The organism is Thauera sp. JM12B12 (genome assembly GCF_039614725.1).
GTDB lineage: Bacteria > Pseudomonadota > Gammaproteobacteria > Burkholderiales > Rhodocyclaceae > Thauera.
Map to the genome: position 1 here is coordinate 2,435,990 of NZ_CP154859.1, position 15,986 is coordinate 2,451,975.

Genomic DNA, 15,986 nt, shown 5'->3' on the forward strand with positions numbered 1-15,986 from the left:
GGCCCGCCGCGAGGCCCCTGCGGCGCCACCGACAGGGTGCCGCCGCTGCATCTTCACGCTCGCCGGCAAACCCTCATTTGCGCTGCGCGTCGATGACGCCCGAGACCTCGCGGATGAGCGTGATCGCGCGCTGGACCTGCTTGATGCCCCCGACTTCCATCGTGAAGCGCATGTAGGCCGTGCCCTTCTTGGTCAGGGTGTTGACCGCGATCACGTTGAGCTTCTCGCGCGACAGGACTTCCGAGATGTCGCGCAGCAGGCCCTGACGGTCGCTGGCCTGGACCGTGATATCGACCTGATAGAGCGCGGTACGGCTGTCGTGGGCTTTCTCGCCCCACTCGGCAGGAATCACGCGCTCGGGGTGCTTGCGTGCAAGTTCCTGGAAATCCGCGCAGTCGACACGGTGGATCGAGATGCCCCGGCCACGCGTCACGAAGCCCTCGACCGCATCGGGCGGCGCCGGCTTGCAGCAGCGCGACAGCGAGGTCATCAACTTGCCCACACCGACGATCAGGATCTTGTCCTGGTTGTCGCCCGAGCGGCTGCGGCTGACCACGAACTCCGGCGCCGTCCCGGCCCCGGGCTCGGGTGCGTTGCCCTCGCGCAAGGCGGTCTGCACCGCCCGCGGTCCGACCTCCCCGCGCCCGGCCGCGAGGTAGAGCGCCTCGGCGTTCTTGAAGCCCATGCGCTCGGCGAGGCCGTCGATGTTGGCCTGAGCGTGGCCGTCGCGCTGCATCTCCTTGGTGACGAAGCTACGCCCGCGGTTGAGCAGTTCCTCCTCGTCGAGCTGGGCGAAATACTGCTTGATCTTCGTGCGCGCACGGGAGGTGGCGACATAGCCTTGGCGGGTATCCAGCCAGTCGCGCGAGGGGCCACCTTCCTTCGCGGTGACGATCTCGACCGTCTGCCCGCTCTCGAGCTGAGTGTTGAGGGGCACGAGGTGGCCATCGACCTTCGCACCGCGGCAGTGATGCCCGACGTCGGTGTGCAGCCGGTAGGCGAAATCCACTGGCGTGGCCCCGCGCGGCAGGTCGACGACCTTGCCCTGAGGCGTCAGGACGTAGAGCGTGTCGTCGAGCGAGGCGCGCTTGAACTGCTCCATCCAGTGCGCGGCATCGGTGACCTCGTCGCGCCAGGACAGCAGATTGCGCAGCAGGGCGATCTTCTCGTCGTAGTCGCCACCGTCCTTGGCGCCTTCCTTGTAGCGCCAGTGCGCGGCGACTCCGAGCTCGGCGTGCTTGTGCATGTCGAAGGTGCGGATCTGCACCTCGAGCGCGCGACCGTCGCCCGCCAGCACCGCCGTATGCAGCGACTGGTAGTTGTTGCCCTTGGGCTTGGTGATGTAGTCGTCGAACTCCTGCGGGATGGGGTGCCACATCTGGTGCACGATGCCGAGGACGGTGTAGCAGTCCTTGATCTCGGGCACCAGCACGCGCAGGGCGCGGATGTCGAAGACCTGCGAGAAGTCGAGGCGCTTCTTCCGCATCTTGTTGTAGATGCTGTAGATGTGCTTGGCACGTCCGGTGATCTCGGCCTCGATTCCCACCGTCGCGAGCTCGCTGCGCAGGCGCGCGATCGCGTCTTCGATGAACTGCTCGCGCTCGACGCGGCGCTCGTCCAGCATCTTGGCGATGCGCTTGTAGGTGTCGGGCTCGATGAAGCGGAACGACAGATCCTCGAGTTCCCACTTGATCTGCCAAACGCCCAGGCGGTTGGCGAGCGGGGCGTAGATGTCCAGGCTCTCGCGCGCCACATCCACCCGCGCGTCGCCCGGCAGGTCGGTGTAGTAGCGCAGGGTCTGGGTGCGCGAGGCCAGCCGCACGAGCACGACGCGAATGTCCTCGACCATCGCCAGCAGCATCTTGCGCAGGACCTCGGTCTGGGCGCGGATCTCGGGCGCCGAGGTGGTCGCGGTCAGGCGGGTGAGCACGCGCAGTCCGTTGAGCCTGTGCAGACCACGCACCAGACCGGCGACGACCGCGCCGAAGCGGCCGACGAGTTCTTCGGCCGGGTCCTCGAGCTCTTCCCAGACGGCGAACAGCAGCGCCGCCAGCCGCGTCTCGGCGTCGAGGCGAAGCGAAGCCGCGATCAGGGCGGCACCAAGCGCGTGCGTCCAGATCGCCTCGCCGGTACCGAGAACCTTGCCTTCGTAGAGCTCGGCAATCCAGTCGAGGGCATCCTCGAGACGTCTGCGATCCTCCGCCTCGAGGCCGGCAGACAGGAGGTCGATCGGGGCGGCGGTATCGCCCTGGGCGATGGCGTGAGTGACGGAAACCATGGCGCGATTATCCCACATCGGACTATCCGTCGATCGCGTCTTCGGTCGCGCAATGAGGCTCACCCCGCTCGTCCCGCACATGCACCGTGTGCGATGATTCCCACGCCGTACCTCCACTTTCGCCCGCTTCATCACACACGATCGAACGTCAAACCTTCCGATGCTGGGCTTCGTCAGACGACTTCTGGGTCTTGCCGCACCCGCACCCGAGATCAGCGCCGAACATTGGCAGCGGGTGGAGCGCACCCTGCCCTTCCTCGACTACCTGCCGCCGCAGGATCGCGGCCGACTGCGCGACATGGCGCTCGAGCTCCTGCGTCGCAAGGAGTTCCACGGCGCCCAGGGCCTGCAGCTCGATGACGACATGTTGCTGGCGATCGCCCTCCAGGCCTGCCTGCCGGTGCTCAACATCGGCCTGCAGGCATACGACGGATGGGTCGGCGTGGTCGTCTATCCCGGCGACTTCGTCATTCCGAGGCGCATCGTCGACGAGGCGGGCGTGCTTCACGAATACGATGACGAGGTGCTTGGCGAAGCCTGGGAGGGCGGACCGGTGCTGCTCTCCTGGTTCGGGGAGGACGACGGGCCCGCCGGCGTGAATGTGGTGATCCACGAGTTCGCGCACAAGCTCGACATGGAGAACGGCGGGGTCGATGGCCTGCCCCGCTTGCGTCCGGGGATGTCGCGCGCGGCCTGGGCCGATGCTTTCGAGGGCGCGTATGTGGCGTTCTGCGACGAGGTCGATCGCGGCGCCGAGACCGATATCGATCCCTATGGCGCGGAACATCCGGGGGAGTTCTTCGCCGTCGTTTCGGAAGCCTTCTTCGAGAGCCCGGGACGTCTGCGCGCCCGCTTTCCAGCGGTCTACGCACAACTCGCGCAGTTCTACGGGCTCGACCCGGCTGCGCGCGAACTGCGCGAAAGGGCGGGCGCCACGTCGGAGGAACCACCCCATGGCTGAGCCCAGAAGACTGCTGATCATCTATCACACCCAGAGCGGCAATACCGGCCGACTCGCCGACGCAGCATTTGCCGGGGCGCGGCGGGTGCAGGGTGTTGAGACCGTGATCAAGCGCGCCTTCGATGCCGGCACGGACGACCTGCTCGCCTGCAATGGCCTGCTGCTGGGCACGCCGGAGAACTTCGGCTACATGTCCGGGGCACTCAAGGACTTCTTCGATCGCACCTACTACCCCTGCGAGGGCAAGCTCACCGGACTTCCCTACGCGATCTTCGTGAGCGCCGGCAATGACGGGAGCGGCGCCGTCCGCGAGATCGGCCGCATCGCCAACGGATACGGCTGGAAGGCGGTGGCCGATGCGCTGATCGTGCGCAAGGCGATCACCGACGCGGCGCTCGCCGACGCCGCCGAGCTCGGGGAGGCGATGGCGGCCGGCGTCGAGATGGGCATTTTCTGAGCCCCGGCGAACCGGCAACGGACCTCCGACGCCGGCTGCGGCGGCCTGGTCGCGCTCGCGCCAGCCTCACGTGTCGCCTCGCACGCAAGCGGTTTTCACATGCCGGAAACAATCGACGTTGGCAGACCCCGCCGGTCTGGCCTAAGCTGAAAGCGCATCTGTCGTTCGAACCTGTCGTTGCCGCCGCGGCGGCCCCAACTCGTCCCCTAGCAACGGAGGGTGCTTCATGGCCATTACCTGGATTTTGGTTGCCAACGCCAGCCTGGCGAAGCTGTACGCGAACCTCGGCCCCAACAAGGGGCTGACGCTGGTCAAGGAACTGATCCACCCCGAAAGCAGGCAGAAAAACGGCGATCTCGTCTCCGACCGCGCTGGAGCGATGGGCTCGGTCGGCTCCGGCGGCGGCTCGATGCAGCCGCAGACGCTTCCCAAACAACACGAGGCCAAGATCTTTGCGCAGGAACTCGCCCAGGCGCTCTACCAAGGGCGAACCAGCAATGCATTCAAGCGCGCCATCCTGATCGCACCACCCGCCTTCATGGGCTTGCTGAATTCGGTCATCGACGGCCCCACGGCACAGTTGATCACCGACCGATTCGAAAAGGACTACACCAAGACGCCCGAGAACGAACTCGGCGAACGTCTGGGGTCGGCAATCTTTCTTTGATGGAGGGCTTCTCGCTTCGCTTCAAGACCACGCATTCACTCGCCGAAGGCCGCCTGGCCGGGGCAAAGGAGGAAGCGTTTGAAGGTAACGCCAGGGCTTCACCCAATTTGCTGAACGCAACAATCACTTGAATCGATCGTCTCCACTCGGGAGACCGGAGCCACTCGACCGGGGCTCCACAAACGACGGGGCGCTGGGCGCCCCGTTTTCATTTCACGACGTTCGCCAAGGCGCCGGCTTGCCATCGCCCGCCAGTGGCCAGCGCGCGAGGACGCGGTAACCTGCTCCCTTGGCCGTGCGCTCCGAAGCGACCAGCACGAAGCTCGCCACCGGCCAATGGATTGCCTCGGCCTGTTGCGCGACGGGCGCCCGCTGCGCGTTGCGGACCAGGGTCACGTGGGGCGAGAAGCCGCGCGCCTCGAGCGCGAAGCCCGCCGCAGCCAAGCGCTCTGCCAGCGCCCGGGCGAGTTCGTCCAGCGCGGCGGGTGACCGGGACGGACCGCACCACAGGACGCGATTGCCGTGCCAGCTTCCGATGCGGTCCAGCGCCAGCGTAAAGCGCTCGATGCGCATGGAGCGTGCGATCCCCTGCAGGGCCTCGAGCCGCTTGGCCGCGACCTCGCCGAGAAAGGCCAGCGTCAGGTGGAGGGTGTCGCGACGCATCGCGCGACCACCGCACGAAGTCTTCAGGCCGCTGGCGCGCGCATGCAAGGCCGCTGCGGTGGCGGCATCCGGCCAGAGCGCGAAGAACACCCGCTGGTGGTCCGCCACACCCCGGTCCGACACGCCCTCCTCCGTGGTGTCCTCAGTCATGCTCCGCGCGGGCGAGCAAGGCCACGACCTGCGCCGCGACGCCTTCGCCGCGCCCAGTGAAGCCGAGCTTCTCCGTCGTCTTGCCCTTGATGTTGATCGCGTCCTCGTCCATGCCGAGATCGGCGGCGATGTTGCGCACCATCGCGGGGGCATGCGGCAGGATGCGTGGCGCCTTGCAGATCAGCGTGGCGTCGACGTTCACCACCACCCAGCCCTGGGCCCGCACGCGCGCGAACGCTTCGCGCAGCAGGGCGCGGCTGTCGGCGCCGGCATGCGCCGGATCGGTATCGGGAAACAGCCGGCCGATGTCGCCCAGGCCCGCTGCGCCCAGCAGCGCATCGGTGAGCGCATGCAGCAGCACATCGGCGTCGGAGTGTCCGAGAAGCCCCTGCTCGAACGGGATGTTGACACCCCCCACGATCAGCGCCCGCCCCGGAACCAGCGCGTGCACGTCGAAACCCTGGCCGATGCGGAAGGGAAAGCTCATGTGTTCGATCCTTGTCGGTTCTGCAGTATCCACTCGGCCAGGTGCAGGTCGAGCGGATAGGTGACCTTGAGATTGGTGGCGTCGCCCTGAACGAGGCGCGGACGCAAGCCGGCCGCCTCGATCGCGCTCGCCTCGTCGGTGACGTCCTTGGCGTGCTCGAGCGCGCGGCGCAGCATGACATAGCGAAACATCTGCGGCGTCTGTGCCTGCCACAGGCTGTCGCGCGGCACGGTCGCGAGCACGTGGCGGTGCGCATCGGCGCGTTTGAGCGTATCGGCGACCGGGACGGCCAGCAGCCCGCCGACCTCCTCGTGGGCCAGTTCGCGCACCAGCTTGTCGACGTGCCAGGGGGCAAGGCAGGGGCGCGCAGCGTCGTGCACCAGCACCCAGTCGCTCTGCGCCGCCTCGCCTGCGATCGTGCGCAGCCCGCCCAGCACGCTGTCGGCACGCGTGGCTCCACCGCAGAACAGCGGGCACAGCTTGGGGCCCAGGGCCGACCAGTCGTGACGCGACCACTCGATGTCATCCACCGACAGCACGACGAACACGCGATCGATCTCGGGCGCAGCGCAGAGCACCGCGAGCGCATGATGGATCAGCGGCTTGCCGAGCAGCGGAAGGTATTGCTTTGGACGCGTCGCCCCCATACGCGAGCCGGTACCGGCGGCGGGAACGATGGCGAAATGTCGGGCTTGGAAGTTCTGCATGGCGCGCATTCTAGCCGGGCACGCACGACGCCGTGCGGCTTGCCGAGCAAGCTGCGCGGCGTGCGCCAGCGGCATGGTGTGCGCGAGCGGCAGCGCGCCGAACGCCGGGCCACGCCTGCAGGGCTGCGGCTCGAGGCCTATAATTGAAAGCGTTCTCGCCAAACCGCCTTTGCAGAGGATGCCCCGATGGCGCTTGCGTCCATTCGCCCGCCGGCCGTTGCCGGCCAGTTCTACCCGCAGGACGAGCGCGTACTGCGTACACAGCTTGCCGAGATGCTCAGCACCGCCGTGGCGCTCGAAGCCGCACCGCAGCCGAAGGCGATCATCGTGCCGCACGCCGGCTACATCTACTCCGGCCCGGTGGCGGCGAACGCCTATGCGCAACTGGGGCCGCTGCGCCAGTCCATCCATCGTGTCGTCATGCTCGGGCCGACCCACAGGGTGCCGATTCGCGGCTTCGCGCTCCCGGCGGCGCAGACCTTCGCGACGCCACTCGGTGACGTTCCGGTTGCACGCGCCGACTGGCTGGACCTGCAGGCGCGGGACGACGTCCTCGTCGACGATCGCCCGCACGCCTTCGAGCATTGCCTCGAGGTTCAGCTGCCCTTCCTGCAGATGATCCTCGAGCGCTTCGAGATCGTCCCGATCCTGGTCGGCGACGCCCCCACCGATGCGGTCGCGAGCCTGATCGAATCGCTGTGGGGCGGGCCAGAGACGCTGATCCTGATCAGCTCCGATCTCTCCCATTACCTCAGCTACCGCGAGGCGCAATGGTCGGACCGTGCGGCGGTCGAACAGATCCTGGCGCTGCGTCCCGGACTGGACCATGAGCAAGCCTGCGGCGCCACGCCCATCAACGGCCTGCTGGTGGCCGCTCACGCGCATCAGCTCCGGGCGCACCTCCTCGACCTGCGCAACTCCGGCGACACCGCGGGCGACCGCGCCCAGGTCGTCGGATACACGAGCATCGCCTTCTGCGAGACGGAACCCCTCAGCCATGTCCGACACTGATTTTGGCGCCACCCTGCTCACGCTCGCCCGCCAGGCCATCGCCCATCGTCTCGGGCGCGGTCCGGCGCCGACGGTGCCCGACGATCCGCGCCTGCGCGAGAAGGGCGCCAGCTTCGTCACCCTCACCCGCGATGGCGAGCTGCGCGGCTGCATCGGCAGCCTGCGTCGTTCGCGCCTGCTCGGCGACGACGTCGTCGCCAACGCGGTCGCCGCCGCAACCGAGGATCCGCGCTTCCCGCCGCTGGCCGCCGACGCGCTCGACGCGATCGCGATCGAGGTCTCGGTGCTGTCCGAGCCCGAGTTCCTCGATTTCGCCGGGGAGCAAGAGCTGCTCGCACAGCTGCGCCCCGGAGAAGACGGGCTGATCATCTTCTCCGGCTGCCGCAGCGCCACGTTCCTGCCCCAGGTGTGGGACCAGCTGCCCGAGCCGCGTCAGTTTCTCGCCGCGCTCAAGGAAAAGGCGGGGCTGTCGTCCAGGCGCGAGCAAGCCGGCCTGATGGCCGCGCGCTACCACGTGCAGAAGTGGAAGGAGACTGAACAGGAGGCCTCATGAACCCGATGCCCGAGCCGGCTGCCGACGGTGACAGACCGGACCTTGGCAGCCGCTTCCCGGCGCGTTACTGGCAACGCCTCGAAGATGGCCGCATCCAGTGCGACCTCTGTCCGCGCCTGTGCAAGCTGCACGAGGGCCAGCGTGGCGCCTGTTTCGTGCGCATGCGCGACGGCGATGCAATGTTGCTCACCACCTATGGCCGCAGCTCGGGCTTCTGCATCGACCCGATCGAGAAGAAGCCGCTCAACCACTTCTACCCCGGCAGCAAGGTGTTCTCCTTCGGCACAGCCGGCTGCAATCTGGCCTGCAAGTTCTGCCAGAACTGGGACATCTCCAAGTCGCGCGACCTCGACACCCTGATGGACCAGGCCGCCCCTTCGGAGATCGTCAACACCGCCCTGCACTGGGGCTGCCACAGCGTCGCATTCACCTACAACGACCCGGTGATCTTTGCCGAGTACGCGATGGACGTGGCCGACGCGTGCCATGCCCGCGGCCTGCAGACGGTGGCGGTCACCGCCGGCTACATCTCCGCATGTGCGCGGCGCGATTTCTTCTCGCGCATGGACGCCGCCAACGTGGACCTGAAGGGCTTTACCGACGACTTCTACCTCAAGCTCTGCGGCGCCCACCTGCAGCCCGTGCTCGACACCCTGGTCTGGCTGCGTCACGAAACCGAGGTGTGGGTGGAGCTCACGACCCTGCTCATTCCCGGACACAACGACTCCGACGCGGAGCTCGCCGCGTTGTCGAACTGGGTGCGTCGGGAGCTCGGCGCCGACGTGCCGCTGCACTTCAGCGCCTTTCACCCCGACTTCAAGATGGTGGATGTGCCCGCGACGCCGCCTGCGACCCTGCGCCGCGCGCGCCAGATCGCGCGCGATGCGGGCTTGCACCATGTCTACACCGGCAACGTGCATGACACCGAGGGCGACACGACGCACTGCGCCGGCTGTGGCGAACCCCTGATCGAGCGCGACTGGTACGAGATCCGCAGCTACCGGCTCACGGCGGAGGGCGCCTGTCCAAGCTGTGGAGAGCGCCTTGCCGGGCGCTTCGGCGCCGTGGGTGCCGCCGTGAATGATGCCTTCGGCGCACGGCGGATTCCGGTTAACATCCACCGCCATTACCCAGGTCGCGGACAGCCCACGTGAAACTGCGTCACACCCAGCTCAGCATCCCTGCCAACGGCGTATGGCTGGACGGCATGCTGGCGCACGCGCCGGATGTCCGGGCGCTGGCCCTGTGCCTTCACTCGCACGGCCACCCCTCGCTCGAACAGCCTGCGCGTCCGGTGGAGCTGGCTTTGCAGGCTGCGGGATTCGCCACCATGGTGATCGACCTGCTGACGCGCCAGGAGGCTCAGCGCGACCCGGACGCCACGTACAACATTCCGCGCCTCACCGAGCGCATCCTCGCGGCGACCGAGTGGGCGACCCATCAGCCACCCCTGACCGGTTTGCCGCTCGCCCTGGTCGCCAGCGGCACCGGCTGCGCCGCAGCCATCCGCGCCGCGGTGCGCGCGCCCGAGCGCTTCAGCGCCATCGCCTGCCTGGGCGGACGCGCCGACCTCGCCGGGGCCGAGCCCCTGCGTGCGGTGCGTACACCTGTGCGCCTGATCGTCACCCCGGGCACGACCGAGGCGGGCATTCTCGAACGCGCCTATCCGCTGATGAGGGGCGACCATCACTGGTTGGCGCTCCCCCCCAGCGACAACGAGCGCGAGCTCGAGCTTCTCGCAGCGCGCGCAGCCACGACCTGGTTGCGCCAGCACCTCCCGCAGGTCGAGGGGTCGGCGCAACCGTGAGTGCGACCGCGCCTAATCGCGGAAGGAAACCCACTCCTCGAGTGGCGCGCGCTCGGTCCTGAGCGTGTTCTCCACCGCGTCGGGATCCGCGTAACCGAGCGACATGCCGCAGATCAGGGTTTCGTTCTCGGGGATGCCGACCTCCTGGCGGATCAGGCGATGAAACTGGATCAGCGCCGCCTGCGGGCAGGTGTCCAGCCCACGCGCCCGGGCGGCAAGCATGACGTTCTGCAGGAACATGCCGTAGTCGAGCCAGGAGCCCTGCTCCATGACCCGGTCCACGGTGAAGATCAGGCCGACCGGTGCGTCGAAGAAGGTGTAGTTGCGCGCGAACTGTTCGTGCATGCGCTTCGCGTCGCCCTTCTGGATGCCGAGCAGGCCATAGAGTTGCATGCCGACCTTGCGTCGGCGGTCGATGTAGGGCGACACCCACTGCCTGGGGTAGTACTGCCAGGGATCGGAATGGGTCGCTGCCTCCTCGGGATCGTCGAATGCCGCCAGCAGTCGCTCGCTGACGCGCGCCTTGGTCTCGCCGGTCAGCACCCAGGCCTTCCAGGGCTGAATGTTGGTCCCTGAAGGCGCACGCGCCGCGACGGCGAGAATCCCGGCGATGAGCTCGCGTGGCACCGGATCGGGCAGAAAGGCGCGGCAGGAATAACGGCTCGTCATGACTTCGTCGACGGCGGACTGCAGGGGGTTGCTCATGGCTCCGGGGGCTCCTATGTGATGATGGGCGAGCGTGAATGGACAGCGGCGGTGGCGGCGCTCCTGTGCCGTTGACGTCAACGGTAATTGATTGCGTGAAACGCGTCACTCCGTGCCACCTCGCATGGACACGGCGGCGTATCGCAGCCGCGCATCGGAACTGCCGCTGGGCTAGAATAAAAACCTTATCAATCAAGCCACTCGAATCGCATGGCCATTTCACCCGCCAGTGCATCGGCTTGGGCGTACCTGTTGGCCGGCGCATCGCCCTACGCTTCTGCACTTCGTGACAGGGCTGACGGAACGGCCGGCGGCTCGGCTGGCCGGCAGCCACAGGACGAGGCGCGCGTGGCCGAGCCCGGCGCGGGCGGACCGGCGACCACGCGCAGCGCGGAACTCTCGGAAGACGATCTGCGCGAGCTCCGGCAGCTGCAGACGCGCGACCGCGAGGTGCGGGCGCACGAGATGGCTCACGTCGCGGCCGGCGCGGGACTGGTCACCCGTGGCGCCAGCTACACCTACCAGACCGGACCCGACGGCCAACGCTACGCCATCGGCGGCGAGGTCAGCATCGACACCTCTCCCGGGCGCACACCCGAGGAAACGCTCGCCAAGGCCGAGCGGGTCCGCGCCGCGGCGCTCGCCCCTGCCGACCCCTCGCCGCAGGATCGTCAGGTCGCCTCGCAGGCGACCCGCATGGCCATGGACGCACGCATGGAGATCGCCCGCCAGGCCTTCGAACGCGGCGAGGCCGGCAGTCTGTCCGCGGGCGCCGAAGCCGTCGGCGGCACGCGGGGGGAACAGGGTGCCGCGGCCATGGACACCGCCTCCGCCTACCTCGCACGCCAGGCACGCACGGCCTACGAGGTCGCGGCCGGATCCGCGGCGGCAGTGCCCGCGCCCGCTCTCGATCTGATGGCCTGAGCGCAATCGGAGCCTTTTTTGCGGGGATAATGCGCGCCTGCGGCGGCCTGTCCCACTCAGCCCGGCAACGCCCTCATCGCATCGCACAGCAGCAACCCCGACTGGAAAACCATGCCCACTTCCCTAGACGCCCTCCTCCGCCCCTTGTCGACGCTCGTGCTGCCCAAGCCGGGCGCAAGGCTGGAAGTCGGCGCTCTGGCGGGTTCGGCCGACGCGCTCGCGCTCGCCCAGCTCGCCAACCGCGGCCGCATGCTGGTGGTGATCACCGCCAACCCGCTCGACGCCCAGCGCCTGCAGGACGAGATCGCCTGGGTCGCGCCCGGCCTGCGCGCGCACCTGCTGCCCGACTGGGAGACCCTGCCCTACGACACCTTCTCGCCGCATCAGGACCTCATCTCCGAGCGCCTGTCGACGCTCTACGCCATCTCCCGCGGCGAGGCCGACATCGTGCTGGTGCCTGCCTCCACCGCGCTCTATCGCATGGCGCCGCCTAGCTATCTGGCGGCCTACACCTTCTTCCTCAAGCAGGGCGCAAGGCTCGACGTCGAGCAGTTCAAGGCGCAGATGGCGCTCGCCGGCTACGCGCACGTGACCCAGGTCGTGAGCCCGGGCGAGTTCTCGGTGCGCGGCGGGCTGGTCGATCTATTCCCGATGGGCTCGCCGCTGCCCTTCCGCATCGATCTCTTCGACGACGAGGTCGAGAGCATCAAGACCTTCGACCCCGACACCCAGCGCACGGTGTACCCGACCAAGGAGATCCGCCTGCTGCCGGCGCGCGAGTTCCCGATCGACGACAAGGGCCGCACGCGCTTTCGCAGCCGCTTCCGCGAGACCTTCGAGGGCGACCCGACGCGCGCGTCGATCTACAAGGACGTCTCCAACGGCATCGCGCCCGCGGGCATCGAGTACTACCTGCCGCTGTTCTTCGACGAGACCGCGACCCTGCTCGACTACCTGCCCGCTGATACCCCGGTGCTGCTGCACCGCGACGTGCCGGCGGCGATCGCCGAGTTCTGGAAGGACACGCGCTCGCGCTACGACCTGCTCAAGGGCGATCGCACCCGCCCGGTGCTGGCGCCCGAGCAGCTCTTCCTGAGCGACGAGGCCTTCTTCATCGCGCTGAAGAACCTGCCGCGACTGACGATCGGGGCCGAAGCCGTCGCCAACACGGCCGACGCGCTCGCGCTGCCACCGCCCGAGGTCGCGGTCGAACGCAAGGCCACCGACCCGCTGCACAAGCTCAAGGCCTTCCTCGCCGGCTTCGACGGCCGCGTGCTGCTGCTGTCGGACTCGCCCGGCCGGCGCGAGACCATGGCCGAGTTCTTCGCCGAATACGAGGTGCGCCCCGAGGCCACCGCCGACTTCGGTGCCTTCCTGGATTCGGACGCCCGCCTCGCGCTCGGCGTCGCCCCGCTCGCGCGCGGTTTCGTGCTGCCCGCGGCCAGGCTCGCGGTGCTCACCGAGACCGAGCTCTACGCCGCCACCGCGCGCAGCCGCGTGCGCCGCGACGCGCGCAAGGCCGCCACCATGGAGGGCTGGCTGCGCGACCTGTCCGAGCTCAAGGTCGGCGACCCGGTGGTGCACGTGTCGCACGGCATCGGCCGCTACCTCGGCCTCCTCCACATGAACCTCGGCGAGGGCGACACCGAGTTCCTGCACCTGGAATACAACGGCGGCGACAAGCTCTACGTGCCGGTGTCGCAGCTGCACGTGATCACCCGCTACGCCGGTGCCGACCCGGACGCGGTCGACCTGCACCGCCTCGGCTCGGGCCAGTGGGAGAAGGCCAAGAAGAAGGCTGCGATGCAGGTGCGCGACACCGCCGCCGAGCTGCTCGCGCTCTACGCCCAGCGCGCCGCCCGCCCCGGTCACCGCTTCGACTTCAGGCAGCACGACCTCGAGGCCTTTGCCGAGGGCTTTGGTTTCGAGACCACGCCCGACCAGCAATCGGCCATCGATGCGGTGGTGAGCGACATGAGGTCCGGCCGCCCGATGGACCGTCTGGTGTGCGGCGACGTCGGTTTCGGCAAGACCGAGGTCGCGTTGCGCGCGGCCTTCATCGCGGTGGCCGACGGCAAGCAGGTCGTGGTGCTGTGCCCGACCACGCTGCTTGCCGAACAGCACTACCAGACCTTTGCCGACCGCTTCACCGACTGGCCGATCAGGATCGCCGAGCTGTCGCGCTTCAAGTCCGCCAAGGAGCAGGCCGAAGCGCTGCAGCTGCTGTCCGAGGGCAAGGTCGACATCATCATCGGCACCCACCGCCTGCTGCAGAAAGACGTCGTCTTCAAGCGCCTGGGGCTGGTGATCATCGACGAGGAGCACCGCTTCGGCGTGCGCCAGAAGGAGGCCTTGAAGCAGCTGCGCTCCGAGGTCGACATCCTGACCCTGACCGCCACCCCGATCCCGCGTACCCTGGGCCTGGCGATGGAAGGCCTGCGCGAGTTCTCGGTGATCGCCACGCCGCCGCAGAAGCGCCTTTCGATCAAGACCTTCGTCCAGCCCTCGAGTCGCGGCGTGATCCGCGAGGCGGTGCTGCGCGAGTTCAAGCGCGGCGGCCAGGTGTATTTCCTGCACAACGAGGTCGACACCATCGACAACATGCGTAACGACCTCGAGGAGTTGCTGCCCGAGGCCCGCATCGTCGTCGGCCACGGCCAGCTGCCCGAGCGCGAGCTCGAGCGCGTGATGCGCGACTTCACCCAGCAGCGCGCCAACCTGCTGCTGTGCACCACCATCATCGAGACCGGCATCAACATCCCCACCGCCAACACCATCATCATCAACCGTGCAGACCGCTTCGGCCTCGCGCAGCTGCACCAGCTGCGCGGCCGCGTCGGCCGCAGCCACCACCAGGCCTACGCCTACCTGCTGACCATGCCGGGCGCCAAACCGACCGCGCAGGCGCAGAAGAGGCTGGAAGCGATCGCGATGATGGAGGACCTCGGCTCCGGCTTCTACCTGGCGATGCACGACCTCGAGATCCGCGGCGCCGGCGAGGTGCTGGGCGAGAACCAGTCGGGTGAGATCCAGCAGGTCGGCTTCAGCCTGTACACCGAGATGCTCAAGCGCGCGGTCAAGGACCTGCAGGCCGGCAAGGAGCCCGACCTGTCGCAGCCGCTGGAAGTGGTCTCCGAGATCAACCTGCACACGCCGGCGCTCTTGCCCACCGACTACTGCCCCGACGTGCAGGAGCGCCTGACGCTGTACAAGCGCCTGGCCAACTGCGACATCGAGGACGACCTGCGCGCGCTGCAGGAAGAGCTCATCGACCGCTTCGGCGAACTGCCGCCGCAGACCGCCGCACTGATCGAAACCCACCGCCTGCGCATGCTGGTGAAGGACTACGGCGTGCACAAGCTCGACGCCTCGGATGCGCAGATCAGCGTGCAGTTCGCCAAGGACGCGCCGATCGACCCGGTGAAGGTCATCTTCCTGATCCAGAAGGACCGCAGCACCAAGATGGCCGGCCCGGAGAAGCTGGTGCGCCGCGCCAGCCTGCCCAACCTCAAGGACCGGGTGAAGGCGGTGAAGGACCTGCTCGACGCGGTGAGAGCCGACCCAGTGAAGGCAAGTGGGGTGAAGGCTTAAGCGAGGGACGACCATGCTCATCAACTGCACCGCCTACCAGCACGGTCGCAAGCTCGCCGACCTCCCCGTGGAGGACATCAGCGACTACCTGCAGCAGCCCGACACCTTCGTCTGGGTCGCGCTCAAGGACGCCACGCCCGAAGAGCTCGCGGTGATGAAAGAGGAGTTCGGCCTGCACGAGCTGGCCGTAGAGGACGCCAACCACGGCCATCAGCGCCCCAAGGTCGAGGAGTACGACGACGAACTCTTCGTGGTCATGCACCTGATCGAGGAGCGCGAAGGCAAGCTCGAGGTCGGTGAGGTGCATGTTTTCGTCGGCCCCAACTACATCCTCTCCGTGCGCAACAACAGCACGCGCGATTTCCTCGGCGTGCGTGCGCGCTGCGAGCGTGAGCCGAAGATGCTCGCCAAGGGCGCAGGCTTCGTGCTTTATGCGCTGATGGACGCGGTCGTCGACCGCTATTTCCCGCTCATCGAGAAACTGGAGAACGAGGTCGAGGCGCTCGAGGAGCGCATCTTCACCAAGGGCGCGGGCAACTCGAACATGCGCCGGCTGTACCGGCTCAAGCGCAAGGTCACCCTGCTCAAGCACGCCGTGCTGCCGCTGCTGGAAGCCGCCGGCAAGCTTCACAGCGGACGCGTGCCCGAGGTCTGCGCCAAGAGCCGGCACTACTTTCGCGACGTCTACGACCACCTGACGCGCATCAACGCCTCGCTCGACGGCATCCGCGACACCATCGGCACCGCCATCCAGGTGAACATCTCGCTGGTCACCATCGACCAGACCGAGGTCAGCAAGCGCCTGGCGGCCTGGGCCGGCATCTTCGCGGTGGCCACCGCCTTCGCCGGCATCTGGGGCATGAACTTCAGCCACATGCCCGAGCTGGAGTGGGAGTACGGCTATTTCGCCGGGCTCGGCGTCATCATCGGCGCGAGCGCCTTCCTGTGGTGGCGCTTCCGCAAGGCGCGCTGGCTGTAGCGCGGCAAACGCCGCAGCGCTGAAGGTCGCCGACGGGGAAGTCGCG

General features: G+C 67.9%; 15 protein-coding genes. 10 read left to right on the forward strand and 5 right to left on the reverse strand.

The window, feature by feature from the left end:
- Nucleotides 1–73: 73 nt before the first annotated feature.
- Complete coding sequence (locus tag AAG895_RS10880; RefSeq protein ID WP_345792037.1) at nt 74–2,278, reverse strand: bifunctional (p)ppGpp synthetase/guanosine-3',5'-bis(diphosphate) 3'-pyrophosphohydrolase; 2,205 nt, start codon at nt 2,276–2,278, stop codon at nt 74–76.
- A 160-nt stretch (nt 2,279–2,438) separates the two neighbouring features.
- Here AAG895_RS10880 and AAG895_RS10885 point away from each other — a divergent pair, with 160 nt between their 5' ends.
- The 3 genes from AAG895_RS10885 (at nt 2,439) to AAG895_RS10895 (ending at nt 4,363) form a co-directional block, all read left to right on the forward strand.
- On the forward strand, nt 2,439–3,239 hold the full coding sequence (locus AAG895_RS10885; RefSeq protein ID WP_345792038.1) for a M90 family metallopeptidase: 801 nt from the start codon (nt 2,439–2,441) through the stop codon (nt 3,237–3,239).
- Nucleotides 3,232–3,696, forward strand: coding sequence for an NAD(P)H-dependent oxidoreductase (locus AAG895_RS10890; protein WP_345792039.1), 465 nt, complete (start codon nt 3,232–3,234; stop codon nt 3,694–3,696). Before AAG895_RS10885 ends, AAG895_RS10890 begins: the two co-directional genes overlap by 8 nt.
- A gap of 226 nt (nt 3,697–3,922) precedes the next feature.
- Complete coding sequence (locus AAG895_RS10895; RefSeq protein ID WP_345792040.1) at nt 3,923–4,363, forward strand: host attachment protein; 441 nt, start codon at nt 3,923–3,925, stop codon at nt 4,361–4,363.
- Between the two features lie 213 nt (nt 4,364–4,576).
- On the opposite strand, the gene thpR is transcribed toward AAG895_RS10895, so the two are convergent.
- Genes thpR through ispD form a run of 3 tightly spaced genes read right to left on the reverse strand, consistent with a single transcriptional unit; the run spans nt 4,577 to nt 6,370 of the window.
- Nucleotides 4,577–5,176 carry an RNA 2',3'-cyclic phosphodiesterase gene (thpR, locus tag AAG895_RS10900; protein ID WP_345792041.1) on the reverse strand — a complete coding sequence of 200 codons (600 nt, stop codon included), beginning with the start codon at nt 5,174–5,176 and terminating at the stop codon, nt 4,577–4,579.
- A complete protein-coding gene (ispF, locus tag AAG895_RS10905; RefSeq protein ID WP_345792042.1) occupies nt 5,169–5,663 on the reverse strand; it encodes a 2-C-methyl-D-erythritol 2,4-cyclodiphosphate synthase in 495 nt (164 codons plus the stop codon). Before ispF ends, thpR begins: the two co-directional genes overlap by 8 nt.
- Entirely contained in the window at nt 5,660–6,370 is a 711-nt protein-coding gene (gene ispD / locus AAG895_RS10910; protein ID WP_345792043.1) for a 2-C-methyl-D-erythritol 4-phosphate cytidylyltransferase, read from the reverse strand. Before ispD ends, ispF begins: the two co-directional genes overlap by 4 nt.
- Before the next feature lie 186 nt (nt 6,371–6,556).
- Between ispD and amrB the strand changes: the two genes are divergently transcribed.
- The 4 genes from amrB to AAG895_RS10930 are packed head-to-tail and all read left to right on the forward strand — an operon-like array spanning nt 6,557 to nt 9,741.
- Complete coding sequence (gene amrB / locus AAG895_RS10915; protein WP_345792044.1) at nt 6,557–7,381, forward strand: AmmeMemoRadiSam system protein B; 825 nt, start codon at nt 6,557–6,559, stop codon at nt 7,379–7,381.
- Nucleotides 7,368–7,934: an AmmeMemoRadiSam system protein A gene (gene amrA, locus AAG895_RS10920; RefSeq protein ID WP_345792045.1), complete on the forward strand. Its 567-nt coding sequence runs from the start codon at nt 7,368–7,370 to the stop codon at nt 7,932–7,934. The genes amrB and amrA overlap by 14 nt, the downstream gene beginning before the upstream one ends.
- Nucleotides 7,931–9,088, forward strand: a complete 1,158-nt coding sequence (amrS, locus tag AAG895_RS10925) for an AmmeMemoRadiSam system radical SAM enzyme (RefSeq protein WP_345792046.1) — start codon at nt 7,931–7,933, stop codon at nt 9,086–9,088. Before amrA ends, amrS begins: the two co-directional genes overlap by 4 nt.
- The gene (locus tag AAG895_RS10930; RefSeq protein ID WP_345792047.1) at nt 9,085–9,741 is read left to right on the forward strand and encodes an alpha/beta hydrolase; all 657 of its coding nucleotides are present in this window, start codon (nt 9,085–9,087) and stop codon (nt 9,739–9,741) included. The genes amrS and AAG895_RS10930 overlap by 4 nt, the downstream gene beginning before the upstream one ends.
- Before the next feature lie 12 nt (nt 9,742–9,753).
- Here the strand turns inward: AAG895_RS10930 and AAG895_RS10935 are convergent, their stop codons facing one another.
- Nucleotides 9,754–10,446, reverse strand: coding sequence for a nitroreductase (locus AAG895_RS10935; protein ID WP_345792048.1), 693 nt, complete (start codon nt 10,444–10,446; stop codon nt 9,754–9,756).
- Nucleotides 10,447–10,794: 348 nt separating this feature from the next.
- Between AAG895_RS10935 and AAG895_RS10940 the strand changes: the two genes are divergently transcribed.
- The 3 genes from AAG895_RS10940 to corA all read left to right on the forward strand — a co-directional run bounded on the left by AAG895_RS10940 (nt 10,795) and on the right by corA (nt 15,940).
- The gene (locus AAG895_RS10940) at nt 10,795–11,370 is read left to right on the forward strand and encodes a putative metalloprotease CJM1_0395 family protein (RefSeq protein WP_345792049.1); all 576 of its coding nucleotides are present in this window, start codon (nt 10,795–10,797) and stop codon (nt 11,368–11,370) included.
- A 111-nt stretch (nt 11,371–11,481) separates the two neighbouring features.
- On the forward strand, nt 11,482–14,961 hold the full coding sequence (gene mfd / locus AAG895_RS10945) for a transcription-repair coupling factor (RefSeq protein WP_345792050.1): 3,480 nt from the start codon (nt 11,482–11,484) through the stop codon (nt 14,959–14,961).
- A 13-nt stretch (nt 14,962–14,974) separates the two neighbouring features.
- Nucleotides 14,975–15,940: a magnesium/cobalt transporter CorA gene (gene corA / locus AAG895_RS10950; RefSeq protein ID WP_345792051.1), complete on the forward strand. Its 966-nt coding sequence runs from the start codon at nt 14,975–14,977 to the stop codon at nt 15,938–15,940.
- Nucleotides 15,941–15,986 lie beyond the last annotated feature (46 nt).